11 protein-coding genes are annotated in these 13,964 nt (G+C 75.2%); 5 read left to right on the top strand and 6 right to left on the bottom strand.

Going from position 1 to position 13,964, the window contains the following annotated elements; genetic code table 11:
- Positions 1-1,437: Gfo/Idh/MocA family protein (locus ABD254_RS08405; protein ID WP_344247499.1), on the bottom strand; the 1,437-nt coding region annotated here is incomplete at its 3' end.
- Between the two features lie 228 nt (positions 1,438-1,665).
- Here ABD254_RS08405 and ABD254_RS08400 point away from each other — a divergent pair.
- The 3 genes from ABD254_RS08400 (at position 1,666) to ABD254_RS08390 (ending at position 5,020) form a co-directional block, all read left to right on the top strand.
- The gene (locus tag ABD254_RS08400; RefSeq protein WP_344247497.1) at positions 1,666-2,571 is read left to right on the top strand and encodes an oxygenase MpaB family protein; all 906 of its coding nucleotides are present in this window, start codon (positions 1,666-1,668) and stop codon (positions 2,569-2,571) included.
- 119 nt (positions 2,572-2,690) lie between these two features.
- Positions 2,691-3,491, top strand: a complete 801-nt coding sequence (locus tag ABD254_RS08395) for a glycerophosphodiester phosphodiesterase (RefSeq protein WP_344247495.1) — start codon at positions 2,691-2,693, stop codon at positions 3,489-3,491.
- Between the two features lie 65 nt (positions 3,492-3,556).
- A complete protein-coding gene (locus tag ABD254_RS08390) occupies positions 3,557-5,020 on the top strand; it encodes an aldehyde dehydrogenase family protein (protein ID WP_344247493.1) in 1,464 nt (487 codons plus the stop codon).
- On the opposite strand, the gene ABD254_RS08385 is transcribed toward ABD254_RS08390, so the two are convergent.
- A complete protein-coding gene (locus tag ABD254_RS08385) occupies positions 4,965-5,420 on the bottom strand; it encodes a YchJ family protein (protein ID WP_344247491.1) in 456 nt (151 codons plus the stop codon). The genes ABD254_RS08390 and ABD254_RS08385 overlap by 56 nt on opposite strands.
- A gap of 7 nt (positions 5,421-5,427) precedes the next feature.
- On the bottom strand, positions 5,428-6,249 hold the full coding sequence (locus ABD254_RS08380) for an IclR family transcriptional regulator (protein ID WP_344247489.1): 822 nt from the start codon (positions 6,247-6,249) through the stop codon (positions 5,428-5,430).
- A 171-nt stretch (positions 6,250-6,420) separates the two neighbouring features.
- Between ABD254_RS08380 and ABD254_RS08375 the strand changes: the two genes are divergently transcribed.
- Positions 6,421-7,575: a TolB family protein gene (locus ABD254_RS08375; RefSeq protein WP_344247487.1), complete on the top strand. Its 1,155-nt coding sequence runs from the start codon at positions 6,421-6,423 to the stop codon at positions 7,573-7,575.
- Positions 7,576-7,602: 27 nt separating this feature from the next.
- Here the strand turns inward: ABD254_RS08375 and ABD254_RS08370 are convergent, their stop codons facing one another.
- Positions 7,603-8,826: an MFS transporter gene (locus ABD254_RS08370; RefSeq protein ID WP_344247485.1), complete on the bottom strand. Its 1,224-nt coding sequence runs from the start codon at positions 8,824-8,826 to the stop codon at positions 7,603-7,605.
- Between the two features lie 90 nt (positions 8,827-8,916).
- Between ABD254_RS08370 and ABD254_RS08365 the strand changes: the two genes are divergently transcribed.
- Positions 8,917-9,912, top strand: coding sequence for a hypothetical protein (locus ABD254_RS08365; RefSeq protein WP_344247483.1), 996 nt, complete (start codon positions 8,917-8,919; stop codon positions 9,910-9,912).
- A 68-nt stretch (positions 9,913-9,980) separates the two neighbouring features.
- Here the strand turns inward: ABD254_RS08365 and ABD254_RS08360 are convergent, their stop codons facing one another.
- A complete protein-coding gene (locus ABD254_RS08360) occupies positions 9,981-11,669 on the bottom strand; it encodes a glycoside hydrolase family 53 protein (protein ID WP_344247481.1) in 1,689 nt (562 codons plus the stop codon).
- Between the two features lie 38 nt (positions 11,670-11,707).
- Positions 11,708-13,774 (bottom strand): beta-galactosidase, encoded by a 2,067-nt coding sequence (locus ABD254_RS08355; protein WP_344247479.1) that lies wholly within the window; start codon positions 13,772-13,774, stop codon positions 11,708-11,710.
- Between the last annotated feature and the right edge of the window lie 190 nt (positions 13,775-13,964).

Below are 13,964 nucleotides of genomic sequence, written 5' to 3'. Positions count from 1 at the left end.
GCGGGCGTCGAGCCAGGGGTCCTCCGGGCGCGGCCGGTCGAACGTCCCGCGGGCGTCGCGCCAGTGGCCGCGCGTGAAGTCGGGCACCTTGACCGGCCTCATCGACCGGCCGGAGAGCGAGGCGTGGCTGAGCGGGATCACCGAGCACCACGCCGCGGAGTCGTAGACGTCGATGTCCGGCGTCATGCCCAGGCGCATCAGCTGGACGGTGCGGAAGATGGCGACGAAGTCCCCGCCGCCGTGACCGCCGTACTGCTCGGCCAGCTCCTCGAGCGCGGGCCAGAGCCAGTGGTCGTGCTCGTTCCGGATGGCGTCGTACGCCGACCCGGTGCGCCAGCTGTGGTTGTTGTGGCCGAGGGACTCGAGGTAGACGCGTGCGTTGTCGAGCTCGATCGAGCCGCGCGTCCCGGTGAGCGTCGTCTCGCGGGTGTAGGGGTGCGGCGAGGTCACGTCGTGCTCGACCCGGATCATCAGGCCGTTCTCGGTCCGGATGAGGCACGTGTTGCGGTCACCGGAGATGTAGGGGTCGTCGTCCCACGAGGAGTGGTCCGGCCCGACGCGGGGGTCCTCCTCGCGGAACAGGGCCAGGCCCATGGGCGGCGGTGAGACCGAGATCAGCTCGGCGAACCTGTCGCCGCGGTTGATGCCCATCGTGGCCGAGACCGGGCCGAGGCCGTGCATCGGGTAGTGGGAGGCGTTCATCCTGGTGTGCCAGCGACGGCGCCAGTGCTCCGGGTAGTACGCGCCGCCGAACATGTAGGGCCAGCGCAGGTCGTGGACGTACCCGCCGGAGCCGTGCTGGATCTCCCCGAACAGCCCGGCCTGGGCCATGTTGAACATCTGCAGCTCGGGACGGAAGTAGTTGACGTTCTCCAGCAGCATGCAGTGCTTGCGCGTACGCTCCGACGTGCGCACCAGGTCCCAGATCTCGTCCAGGTGCGGCGCGATCGGCAGCTCGCACGCGACGTGCTTGCCGTGCTCCATGGCCGCCTTGGCCATCGGGTAGTGCCACTCCCACGGCGTGGCGATGTAGACGATGTCGATGTCGTCCCGCCGGATCAGGTTGAGGAAGTCCTCCTCGCCGCCGGAGTACCCGACGGGCGCCGTGTCCTGGAAACCCTGCGCCATGATCCGCTGGATCGTGCGCTCCACGCGGTCGGGGCGGATGTCGCACACGGCCGTGACCTTGCCGACCGCGCCCCAGCGGACGTCCTGCCCGCCGCCTCGCTGCCCCAGGCCGATCAGGGCGACGCGCACCTCGTCGAAACCCTCGAACGGCGTGTCGGTCATGCTGCGCTCGCGGCCCTGGACCCGCGGTGGCTCGTCGGCCGCGGCCGGCGTCGCGCCGACCGCGCCCATGCCGGCCGCCGCGCCCAGCGCGACCCCGGTTCTCAGCATGTCGCGGCGCGACGGCTGGTACTTGCTCGGAAGGGACATACGACCACTCCTCTGATTGAATTCGCGCTCCATTGCGGAAAATCAAGCAGTACTGATCGATCCGGATTCAGTAGACCGGAGGCGGTCGGGGGTGTCAAGCGGTGCGGCACCGGGGCGACGAGCTCGGCCGGACGCCGTGCCCGTCCGATGCCGGCTCCTGCCGCGGGCCCGCCGGTGATGAGCCTCGGTGGCGGCACGACCTGGCCGGGCGCGGGTGATACTGGCGGCATGTCGGCGGTGACGAACTCGGTGGAGCGGCTGCGGGTCCGGGTCGGCGACGCGCTGTTCCTCAAGGTCGCGGGCCCGGACGGGCACGACAACCGCGACCGCATCCACCTCACCCCGGGCCCGCGGTGGTTCGCGCCCGAGAGCCCGATCGCGCGGGTGCACGCGGACGCGTCGATGTTCGTGGGAGGTCTGCGGGCGCTGCTGCTGCAGTCGCTGCACCCGCTGGCGATGGCGGGCGTGGCCGGGCACTCGGGCTACCGCGGCGATCCGTGGGGGCGGCTGGCGCGCACGTCGACGTTCCTCGCCACGACGACGTTCGCCACGACCGACGACGCGCAGGCCATGGTCGACCGCGTCCGCGCGGTGCATGCGCGGATCAGAGGCAAGGCCCCCGACGGCCGCCCGTACCGTGCGAGCGACCCGCACCTGCTGACCTGGGTGCACGTCGCCGAGGCGGACTCGTTCCTCGCGGCGCACCAACGGTACGGGGAGCGGCCTCTCACGCCCGACGAGTCGGACGAGTACGTCGCGCAGTCGGCTCGGGTCGCCCGGGCCCTCGGTGCTGTCGTCGTCCCCGAGAGCGTCGCCGAGCTGCGGGAGGCGATCGACTCCTACCGCCCCGAGCTGGAGGCCACGCCCGCGGACCTGGACACCGCGCACTTCCTGCTGCGCGAGCCGCCGCTGCCTGGCCCGGTCCGGCTGCCGTACGGCCTGCTCGCCGCGGGCGCCGTCAGCCTGCTGCCGCCCTGGGCGCGCGACGCCCTCGGTGTCGACACCCGCTTCCGTCGCGCCGTCGGCGGCCCCGCCGGTGCCGCCGCCGTCCGCGGCGTCCGCTGGGGGATGGGCACGTCGGAACGCCGCCGCCCGTACCCGCGCGCCGGGGTCCCCGCGACGTCGCCGGGCTGACCCGGTCTTCGAACCGGCGCATGACGCCCCGGGTCCCGGGGCGTGAACGTTCTCCGAACCCTTCTCGCGTCGCGCCCTCCTCGCGACAGCTCGGGCGGACGGCTGCCTACGCTGGCGGCGTGACCTTCGACATGACCCGTGCCGTGCCGCCACCTCCCGGGCGCCCCCTCGTCGTCGCGCATCGCGGCAACAGCGCCGTCGCCCCGCAGAACACGCTCGCCGCGTTCGAGGCGGCGGCACGTGCCGGCGCGGACGTCGTCGAGCTCGACGTACGGCTCACGGCCGACGGCGAGGTCGTCGTCCTGCACGACGACACGGTCGACGCGACGACGAACGGCAGCGGCAAGATCGCGGACTTCGACCTGCGGGAGGTGCGTCTGCTCGACGCCGGCTCCTGGTTCTCGCCCGCGTACGCCGGGCAACGGGTGCCGACGTTCGACGCGGTGACCGACCTGCTGCGCGCCCGCCAGGGCCTCGGCCTGCTGCTCGAGCTCAAGGGAGCCTGGACCGCGCGGCAGGTGCGCCGGGTCACCGAGCCCCTGCGGGCGGCCGGCCTCGTCGATCGGACGGTGGCGCAGAGCTTCTGGCCCGAGACGGTGGCGGCGGTGCGCGACGTCGACCCCGACCTGCGCCGCGGCCTGCTCGTGGCGACCGCCCACGAGGACCTGCTCGAGCGGTGCGCCGACCTCGGCGTCGTCGCGTGCAACCCGCCGGGCACGGTGCTGCGCGACGACCCGGACCTGGTGCGGCGCCTGCACGACGCCGCGCTCACCACCGCCGTCTGGACCCTGAACGAGCCGGCGCACTGGGGGCAGGCCGTCGCCCTCGGCGTCGACGGCATCATCACGGACCGGCCGGACCGCCTGCTGGGGTGGCTCGCCGGCCGGAGCGACCTGCGGGACGGCGGCCCGAACGTCTGAGCCCGGCCGCATCCTCCCGGTCGTCGCCGGTACGCGCTAGCGTCGCAACACTGGCGACGAAAGGGATGACGACGATGACGTTCTTCGACCCGGCCGACTGGGACAGCCGCGCCTATGTGGGCGGCTGGATCGCCACCGACGCGACCGCGGACGTGGTCAACCCCGCCACCGGCGAGGTCCTCGGGCGGGTCGCCGACTGCGGCGCCGCCGACGTCGACCGGGCCGCGCGGCTCGCCGCGCAGGCGCAGGCCGACTGGGCGGGCCGCCCCGCCGAGGAGCGGGCCGCCGTGCTGCGCAGGGCCGCCGCCGTGCTCGAGGACCGCTCCGACGATCTCGCGGGCTGGTTGGTGCGCGAGGCGGGCTCGGGCCAGGGCAAGGCGGCGTTCGAGGTCGGGCTCGTGACGGCCGAGCTGCACCTGGCCGCGGGGACGGCGCTCGTGCCGTACGGGCAGCTGCTGCGGTCGGCGCAGCCCCGCCTGTCGATGGTGCGCCGTCGCCCGGTGGGCGTGGTCGGGGTGATCTCGCCGTTCAACTTCCCCGGCATCCTCGCCATGCGCTCCGTCGCGCCGGCGCTCGCGCTGGGCAACGCCGTCGTGCTCAAGCCCGACCCGCGCACCGCCGTCGCCGGCGGGCTGTTCCTCGCCGCCGTGCTCGAGGAGGCCGGGCTCCCGGCCGGGCTGCTGTCCGTGGTGCCGGGCGGGTCGTCGGTCGGCGCGGCCCTGGTCGAGCACGAGGCGGTGCCGGTGATCTCCTTCACCGGCTCGACGGCGGCCGGGCGGGTCGTCGGCGAGCGGTGCGGCCGCCTGCTCAAGCGCGCCCACCTGGAGCTGGGCGGCAACAACGCGCTGGTCGTGCTGCCCGGCGTCGACGTCGCCGCGGCCGCGTCCGCGGGCGCGTGGGGCTCGTTCCTGCACCAGGGGCAGATCTGCATGACGGCCGGGCGCCACCTCGTGCACGCGGACGTCCACGACGAGTACGTCGCGGCGCTCGCCGAGAAGGCCGGCGGCATCCCGGTGGGCGACCCGGCGACGGGCACCCCGCTCGGGCCGCTCATCGACGCGGGGCAGCGGGACAAGGTGCACGCCGTCGTCACGGACTCCGTGGCGGCCGGCGCGGTGCTCGAGGCCGGGGGCCGGTACGACGGGCTGTGCTACCAGCCCACCGTGCTGTCCGGCGTCGCGCCGGCACACCGGGCGTGGACGGAGGAGATCTTCGGCCCCGTGGCGCCGGTGCTCCGGTTCTCGTCCGTCGACGAGGCCGTCGAGGTGGTGAACTCCTCCGAGTACGGGCTGTCCGTGGGCGTGCTCGCCCCCGACACCTTCGCGGGCTACGAGCTGGCCGACCGCCTCGACGCGGGCATCGTGCACGTCAACGACCAGACGGTGGACGACGAGTCGGTCGCTCCGTTCGGCGGCACCAAGGCGTCGGGCACCGGCTCGCGGTTCGGCGGTCACGAGGCGAACGTCGCCGCGTTCACCGAGGAGCAGTGGGTGACCGTCCAGTCGCGGATCCAGCGCTACCCGTTCTGAGCGGTGAGGCCCCCACGTCGCCGTCCACGTACAGCCACCGGCCGCCCTCGCGCACGAACCGGCTGACCTCGTGCAGCCGCCCCGCGTGGCCGGTGGTCGCCCAGCGGTAGCGGGCGACGAACTCGACCTCCCCGGCGTCGTCGAACGGGCCGCCGGCCCGCGTGGCCACGACGTCCAGCCGCCGCCACTCCTGGTCGGGGTCGAGCTCCAGCGCGGGCGGGCGGGTGCGCGGGTGCCACGACGAGCGCAGGTATGCGACGTCGCGCACCGCGTACGCGCTGTACCGCGACCGCATCAGCGCCTCGGCGGTGGCGGCGCGGCGCTCGCCGCGGTGCAGCGGCCCGCAGCACGCGCCGTAGGTGTCGCCGGAGAGGCAGGGGCATCGGTCGGCGTCGTCCACGAGACCATCATGGCGCGTGGTCGGCGGGCCCGACGCGGCGTCGGCCCCGCCCGGCCTGCCCCGCCGCGTCGGGCGGGCGGCGCACCGCCGGCGCCAGCTCCGCGGCGGCCGCGGTGACCCACCGCGCCCGGTCGGTCGGGACCTCCCCGGTCCGGCCGCACATGCCGACGACCCCCGCGATGCGACCGTCGGGCCCGGGCACCACCGCGGCGACGCACGTCCAGCCCTCGCTGTGCTCGTCGCGCTCGACCGCGACCCCGTCGTCGTGCGCGCGGGCGAGCTCCCGGATCAGGGCCGCGATGCTCCGGGACGAGTGCGGGGTCCGCACCCGCAGCCCCGTCCGCAGGTAGCCCTCGACCAGCTCCGGCGACCGGGCCAGGACCACGCGCCCGGAGGCGGTGAAGAGGTCGGCCGGGCTGAGCCGCATCTGGGCCGGCCAGCCGCCGCGCCGTCGTAGCTCCGGCGCCTGTGCGCGGCCGACAGCGATACCGACCGTGACGAGCCGCTGGTCGTCCACCGCCATGAGGAACGCCATCGTCCGGGACCGCTCGTGCAGCTCCTGGACGGCCGGCATGACCTCGGCGGCAGGCCACCGCTCGCCGGTCGCGCTCGCCCCGAGCCGGCTCAGGCGCGGCCCGAGGGCGAACCCGGCGTCGTCCCGCGTCAGCACGCCACGGGCGACGAGGTCGTGGGCGACCCGGTGGACGGTCGCCTTGGGCAGACCGGTGCGGCGCGCCAGCTGCGCGAGCGTCGCCACCCTCGCGACGGCCACGGCGTCGGCGATCGCGAGGGCTCGACCCACGACTGTGCCGTCGTCCGGTGTGGCCACGACCACCATCGTCCTCCGGAGTCGTGCGCGCGGGCGGGAATTCACCCGGTCGGAGGCACGAGCACCGGGGCCGTTCCACTGAGCGGAACGGTGCCTCCCCGCGAGCCCCGGCCGGGCGTGACGATGACGGCGGCGTGCGGCGTCCGGCCGTGCCGGGCGAAGGAGACCGAGATGGCACGGACGGGAAGGTCGTGGCGGGCGGCGACGGTCGCCCTGGCGGGGGCCGCCGCCCTGGCGGTCGTCGGGATCGTGCCGGCCTCGGGGGGCGTCGCGGGCGCCGTTGCGCCGTCGGCCGTGACCCGGCTGAGCGACGACCACGACGGGCGCGAGGGCCGGCCGCTCGACGCCCTCCGGCGGCTCGGGCGCGGCAGCGGGACCCAGCTGGCGTGGACCCGGTTCGTCGACGCCGAGCGGACGGCGGCGCGCATCGTCGTCGGAGACCCGGGCGGGCAGCACGTGCGCGAGGTGACGACGTCGTCCGACGGTGTGTGGGACATCGGCCCGCGGCTGTCGCCCGACGGCCGGTGGATCGCGTTCGAGCGCGACACGGAGACGGCGATCGGCATCGTGCTGGTCCGGACCGACGGCACCGACGAGCGCGCGCTCGACCTCGGGTGCACCTGGCCCTGCGCCGCGGAGATCACACCCATGTGGGACTACGACGGCAGTCACCTGTACTTCAGCCGCGTCGTGGGGCCGTTCGACCAGTACGGCAACGCCGCGTCGGCGGCGCTGCACCGCGTGGACCTGCGCTCGCAGGAGGTCGAGCGGGTGTCGCCGCCCGGCATCGACGGCGTGTACGAGGACTCCATGGCTTCGGTGGCGCCCGACGGGACGCTCGTCTTTCTGCGGGTCGGCAACCCGCTGGCGCCCGGGGCCCGACCGAGCGTCGCCGTGCACCGGATGGACCGCGACGGCACCGACGTCCGCCAGCTCACCCCCTGGTCGCTGGGCGGGGACCACCCGAAGGTCTCGCCCGCCCGATCGGGGCCGAGCAGGGGCCTGGTCGTCTTCGACACCTACGGCACCGGCGGCGCGCCCGAGGGCACCGTGCCGGCCGTCGCGACCGTCCCGCTGGACTGCCGCCCGCTCGCCGACTGCGAGCGGCGGATCCGCTACCTCACGTCGCCGACGTCGGCGCCGGTGGCGCACTCCTTCCCCGACTGGTCGCCTGACGGGCGCAGGGTCGTGGCGGTGCGCGCCGACGGGTCGACGGGCTCCGGGGACCTGTGGACCATGCGGTGGGACGGTCGCGACGTGCGCCGGCTCACGGCGTCGCCCCTGCTCGAGATCCGGCCCGACTGGGGGATCGTGCCGCGGCGGTGACCCGCCCGCCGCCGTCAGGAGCGCAGGTCAGTGCTCGCGGGGCAGCGGCGGGCTGAACCGCTCCTCGGCGAGCGCGACCACCAGCGCGAGCAGGACGACGGCGGCGCTCGCGAGCGGGACGACGCGCACGTCGACGACGGCGACCAGGACGGCGCCCAGCCCGGACCCCGCGGCGATGCCGACGTTGAACATCGACGAGGAGACGGCGACGCCCATGTTCGTCGACCGGGGTGCCACCAGCATGACCCGGTGCGACAGGGCTGGCGGCACGGCGGAGAACGCGAAACCGAACGCGGCCAGCGCGGCGACGGCCGCGACCGGGCGCTCGCCGAACGCCCACAGCGCGACCAGTGCCGCGGTGAGGAGCGCCAGGGCGACGAGCAGCACCGCCACCGGGCGGCGGTCGATGAACCGGCCGACGACGATCGTCCCCAGCACGCCGGCGGCGCCCTGCAGGAGCAGCAGCCGCGGCATGTCCGCCTGGGCGAACCCGGTGACCTCGATGAAGTACTGGGTGACGAAGGTGATGACCCCGAACGCGCCGGTCAGCACGAGCCCGGTCGTCACCATCTGAAAGCCGAAGCGGCGGGCGCTGGGGTGCGGGGCGCGGTTCGCCCCGCCCTCGGACGGCCTGATGGTGGGGAACAGGACCAGGACCACGAGCGTCACGACCAGCGACAGCGCGGCGACGGCGGCGAACGTCCACCGCCACGACGTGTGCTCGCCGAGCCAGGTGCCCGCCGGGACGCCGAGCACCGGGGCCAGGGAGTTTCCGATCGCGAGCCGCGCCATCACCTTGCCGCGCACGAGCGGCCGGAACAGGCCCGTGGTGGCGGGCACCACGGCCACCCAGAACAACGCCTGCGCCGCCGCCGTGACGAGGCGCGCCGTCAGGAGCTGCTCGTACGTCGACGCGAGCGCCGCCCACAGCGTCGAGACGGCGGCCAGCCCCGCGCACGCGGACAGCACCCAGCGGCGCGGCACCGCCCGCGCCCAGTGGGCGAGGGGGATCGTCGTGGTCAGCACCACCAGCGCGTACCCCGTGACCAGCAGCCCGATCTGCGAGGTCGACCGGTCCAGGTCGGGCGCCATGAGCGTCAGCAGGCCGGACGGCAGCGACTCGACGGTGACGAACAGGAACGTCGACAGCGCCATCGCGACGAGGATGATCGTGGCGCGGCGCTCGTCGACGGGCGGGGCGGGAAAGGGGCGCGGGGGCGCGGGCGTGGCCGGCTGCGGGGTCTCGGTCATGGTGATCGAAACGATCCTAGGCGGCGACGCCGGCCCCGCCCGCCCGGGCCGTGACAGGTCGCAGCCTCGGGGGCGGCCTACCCTCGGAGGGTGCCGACGCCGTCCGAGGAGCTGCTGGAGGTCGCCACCGGGCTCTACGCGCTGGACCCGGCCGGGTTCGTGCCGGCGCGGAACGCGCGGGCCGCGGCGCTGCGGTCCGACGAGCCGGAGCTCGCCGAGCGGGTCCGCGCGCTGCGCAAGCCGTCGGCGGCGGCGTGGGTCGTCAACCATCTGGTGCGGGCCGACCCGGACCAGGTGCGACAGGTCGTGGAGCTCGGCGTCGCGATGCGTGCCGCGCAGGAGGGCCTCGACGCCGGGCAGCTACGAGAGCTGACCCGGCAGCGGCGTCGGCTCGTCGCGGCCGTCACGGCGCGGGCGCGAGAGCTCGCCGTCGAGGCGGCCGTCCCCGTGTCCGCGGCCGTGACGACACAGGTCGAGGCGACGCTCACCGCCGCGATGATCGACGACGACGCCGGCCGCGCGGTCCGCAGCGGGCTGCTCGTCGGCGCGCTCCAGGCGACCGGGGTGGACCCGGCGGACGTCGCGTCCGTCGTCGCCGCGCCTGACGAGCTCGGCATCGCCCCGCACCCGGACGGGCGGCGTCGGCACCTGCACGCGGTGCCGGACCTCCCGGCCGCCGGGCGGGGCGCGGCGGGTGGGCGGCGCGCCCGGGCGGGCACGGGCCGCGGCGCCGGGCGGGACGCCGCGGACGAGGCGGAGCGGGAGGCGGCCGTCGCGGAGGCCCGCGAGGCCGCCCGGGCCGAGGCGAGGCGCGACCTGGCGCGGGAGGACGACGACGCCGCGGCCGGCGCCTACGCGCACGCCGCGGCGGTCGGCGACGTGACCCGGGTCGAGGCCGCCGCCGGGCGCCTCGACGCCGAGCGGGACGCCGTCCGGCGCCGGCTCGCCGAGCTGGACGGCGAGGCCGACGCCGTGGAGGCCGAGCTGCGGGGCGCCGTCGTCGCGCGGCAACGGGCGGAGCGGGCGTTGGCCGACGCGACCGGCCGTCGCGACGAGGCCGCCTCCCGCCTCGCCGAGCTCGACTGAGCCCGCTCCCGAGCTGTCAGGTTCGGCGCAGGTGTCCGTCGCGCTGAGCCCGACAACTCCTGAGCGAGTCAGCGCCGGCCCGGGTTCGGGTCGGGGGCGAGCTGGGCCGCGACGGGCGCGAGCAGCCGGCCGTCGTGGCCGAACATCGCCTGGTTCTCCCAGGCGTTGCCGGACGCCGGGTCCTCGGGGTCCCAGCCGTTGCCCTGGACGGACGTCCACGCCGGCTCCCAGTACACGGTGCCCAGCCCGCGCCCGCCGGGCGCGGCGGCGACGACGTCCTGCACGGCCCGATATGCGGCGGCCTGGCCCTCGGGGGTGGCGGGGTAGCCGGGCACCAGCTCGGACTCGAGGTCGATGACGTTCTCCCACGCGGGCGCGTCGTCGGCGAGCGTGAACGGGTACGCCGTCTCCACGACCATGACGTCGCGGTCGTACCTCGCCGACAGGGTGCTCACCGCCCCCTGCAGGTCGGCGAGCGAGCCGTGCCAGTAGCCGTAGTAGCTGAGGCCGATGACGTCGAACGGCACGTCGCGCGCGGTGACCTCGTCGAACCACCAGGTGAGCGAGTCGATCCCGTTGTTGATGTTCGTCAGGTGCAGGATCGTCTCGGTGCGCGGCGAGACCTCCTTGACCGCGTCGTGCCCGGCGGTGAGGAACCCGGCGAGCGCGTCCCACTGCGCTCCGTCCACGCCGTCGCCGGGGTCGACGTCCCACGTCTGCCCGTACGGCCACAGCATGCCGGGGTTGATCTCGTTGCCGACCTGCGCGTACTCGACGCTGACGCCGGCGCTCCTCAGCGCCGTCATCACCTCGCGCGTGTGGTCGGCCAGGTGGTGGGTCATCTCCTCGACGCTCGCGCCGGCCCACGCGGCGGGCACGCCCTGCGCGCCGGGGTCGGTCCAGCGGTCGGAGTAGTGGAAGTCGACCATGACGTCCATGCCCGCCGCCTCGATGCGGCGCGCGGACTCGACGACGTGCGTCACCTCGTTGTACCCGTCGGCCGGGTCCACCCAGACCTTGAGCCGGCCGAGGTTCATCCCCGCCTCGGCGAGGATCCGGACGGCGTCGCCGGGCTCGCCGTCGGCGTCCGCGTACGTCGCGCCGGCGTCCTCGTTCTTCGCCAGACCGGACAGGTCTCCGCCGCGCACGTCGCGCGTCACGCGGCCGCGCTCCAGCGCGACGTCGTCCACGTTCGCCCACGCGCCGCCCACGGCGTCGGCCGTCGTGACCGCGAGCTCGCAGTCGCCGTCGCGCACGAACGCGGAGACCGCGACGCGCACCCAGGCGTCGTCCTGCAGCGTCTGGGGGAGCGTGACCTCGCCGTCGACGGCGCGCTCGCGGCCGCGATCCCGGCCGGATCCCCGACCGTCGCGCTCGCGGCCGGCCCGGTCGTCGCCGCAGGTCAGCGAGAGCGTCGAGGCGTTCAGCCCGCCCGATCTCACCCACGCGCTCGCGGTCGACCAGCCGTCACGCAGGCCGGAGACCGTCTGGGCGGTCGTGACGTCGTACGGCTCCGCCGACCAGTGCGTGAGCCGCCCGACGGCGGTGTGGCCCTCGGGGTCGGCCTTCGCGGCGCCGGTGTCGCCCGATGCCCTCCAGCCGTCCAGGCCGGACGTGAACCCGGGGTTCGCGACAGCCGCGCTGCCGTGCCCGCCGGGGTGCTCGACGGTCGAGGCGCCTGCGGCGCCGACCGTCGTCACCGCGAGAGCTCCCGCGGCCAGCAGGGCCGTGGCGGCCCGTCGTGCGTGTCCAGACATCGTCGTCCTTCCGGTCGTGCGGGGATGGCCCGCAGGGGTCAGGGGTTGGTGCGCAGCACGCGCGCCCCGCCCGCGGGCACGACGACGCCGCCGGCGACGGCGTCCCCGGTGAGCAGGTCGGTGGTGCCGGGCGGGACGTCGGGCAGCTTGGCGTCGTCGCCGGCGTGGTTGATGGCGATCGTGTACTCGACGTCGCGCCCGTCGTGGGTGCCGTGGCGTCGCACCACCTCGAGGTCGGCCGCGAGGCCGGACGGCGCGAGGCCGGCGTCGTCGTACACGCGCGCCATGAGCGGCGCGAGGGCGTCCGGGTCCAGCCTCGTGGAGACGTACCAGCCGGTCCCGGACCCGAGCCGGTTCCGGGTGATCGCGGGGCCTCCGGGCCGGGGGCCGCCGTCGTACGTCGCGACGACCTCGGCGCCGTCGAGCGCGACGTCGTCGGCCCACACGTCGCCGGTGAGCGGGGCGTCGGCGGTGCCGTCCGTCAGCCCGACGACGCCGAGCGACTCGCCCTGGCGCAGCGGCAGGAATTCCTCGACCGTGAGGCCGAGCGCCCGCCGAAGCGGCGCGACGTACCCGCCGTCGTGCACGGCGTCGCGCTCGTCGACGACGGCGCTGAAGTAGCTCACGAGCAGCGTGCCGCCGCCGGAGACGTACCGCGTGAGGTTCTCGGCCGCCGCGCCCGTGAGCAGGTACGACGCCGGCGCGACGACGAGCCGGTAGCCGGACAGGTCCTGGTCGGGGTGGGCCATGTCCACGGTGAGCCCGTCGCGCCAGAGCCGGTCGTAGAACGCCTCGGTGCGCTCGCGGTGGGACGCGTCGACGCTGGGTCGCCACTCGAGGTCCTGCGCCCAGTGCGACTCGTAGTCCCAGAGGATCGCGACGTCGGCGCGCACGCGCGAGCCGCGTACCTCGGCCAGGCGGCCGACGTCGGCCCCGAGCGCGCACACCTCGCGGAACACGCGGCTGCTCGTGCCGGCGTGCGGCAGCATCGCCGAGTGGAACTTCTCGGCCCCCGACCGCGAGGCCCGCCACTGGAAGAACAGGATCCCGTCGGCGCCGCGGCCCAGGTGGGACAGCGCGTTGCGCCGCTCCTCGCCCGGGCGCTTGGCCACGTTGCGCGGCTGCCAGTTCACCGCCGAGCTCGAGTGCTCCAGCAGCAGCCACGGCTTGCCGCCCGCGACGGACCGGGTGAGGTCGGCCGCCATCGCGAGGCCGACGTGCCCGCGCGTGTCGGCGGCGGTGAGGTAGTGGTCGTTGGAGACGACGTCCACCTCGCGCGCCCACGCCCACAGGTCGGTGGAGGGACAGGAGGCGGCCATGAAGTTCGTGGTGATCGGCACGCGCGAGCGCGCGCGGACGGCGTCGCGCTCGGCCACGAAGCACTCGCGCAGCATCGCGTCGGTGAAGCGGGCGTAGTCGAGCCGCATCGAGGGGTTCGCCACGGTGGGAGTGAGCGACGGGACCCCGACGTGCTCCCACTCGCCGTACACCTGCCCCCAGAACCGGGTGCCCCAGGCCGCGTTGAGGGACTCCAGGGTGCCGTAGCGGGCGCGCAGCCACAGCCGCCACGCGCGCTTCGCGTGGTCGGAGTAGTCGTCGGAGACCGGGGCGCCGTACTCGTTGTGCACGTGCCACAGCGCGAGCGCCGGGTGGTCGCCGTAGCGCTCGGCGAGCTTCGTGGCGATCCGGGTGGCGGCGCGCCGGTAGGCCGGCGACGACGGCGCCGCCATACCCCGCGACCCGAACTCCAGGACCGTGCCGTCGCGGGTGACGACCCGTGAGTCGGGGTAGGTGCGGAAGAACCAGGCCGGCGGGGACGCCGTCGGGGTGCCGAGGTCCACGCGGATGCCGTGCGCGTGCAGCAGGTCGAGCAGGCGGTCGAGCCAGCCGAAGTCGAACTCCCCCTCGCGCGGCTCCAGCAGCGCCCAGCTGAAGATGCCGACGCTGACCAGGTTGACACCCGCGGAGCGCATGAGCGCGACGTCGTCGGCCCACACCTCCTCGGGCCACTGCTCCGGGTTGTAGTCGCCGCCGTAGGAGATGCCCTCGACGCCGGGCAGCCAGCCGTCGAAGTCGGGGCCGGGCCGGAACGCGGCGAGGGTCATGACGTGCTCCTTGCGTCGGTGCTGTGCGCGACCGTGAGGGGACGGCGGGGCGGATGCTGTGCACGATCACAGGCGATGTGACCGTGCAACGACCAGATAACACCATGAAAGTCGGAGTTGACAATCCCTGGACGGCTCCCGTTACTGTGACCGTGCACAGTCCACACTGTCGTGAGTCGCGGGTACCGCC

Source organism: Isoptericola hypogeus, assembly GCF_039531145.1.
Classification (GTDB): domain Bacteria; phylum Actinomycetota; class Actinomycetes; order Actinomycetales; family Cellulomonadaceae; genus Isoptericola; species Isoptericola hypogeus.
This window is presented reverse-complemented; position numbering and strand designations above follow the sequence as displayed.

Excerpts from the sequence above, each read along its gene's own strand:
- ABD254_RS08360 (WP_344247481.1), bottom strand. The coding sequence starts at position 11,669 with ATGTCTGGACACGCACGACGGGCCGCCACGGCCCTGCTGGCCGCGGGA.
- ABD254_RS08400 (WP_344247497.1), top strand. The coding sequence starts at position 1,666 with ATGTCGGCGGTGACGAACTCGGTGGAGCGGCTGCGGGTCCGGGTCGGC.
- ABD254_RS08355 (WP_344247479.1), bottom strand. The coding sequence starts at position 13,774 with ATGACCCTCGCCGCGTTCCGGCCCGGCCCCGACTTCGACGGCTGGCTG.
- ABD254_RS08375 (WP_344247487.1), top strand. The coding sequence starts at position 6,421 with ATGGCACGGACGGGAAGGTCGTGGCGGGCGGCGACGGTCGCCCTGGCG.
- ABD254_RS08370 (WP_344247485.1), bottom strand. The coding sequence starts at position 8,826 with ATGACCGAGACCCCGCAGCCGGCCACGCCCGCGCCCCCGCGCCCCTTT.
- ABD254_RS08390 (WP_344247493.1), top strand. The coding sequence starts at position 3,557 with ATGACGACGATGACGTTCTTCGACCCGGCCGACTGGGACAGCCGCGCC.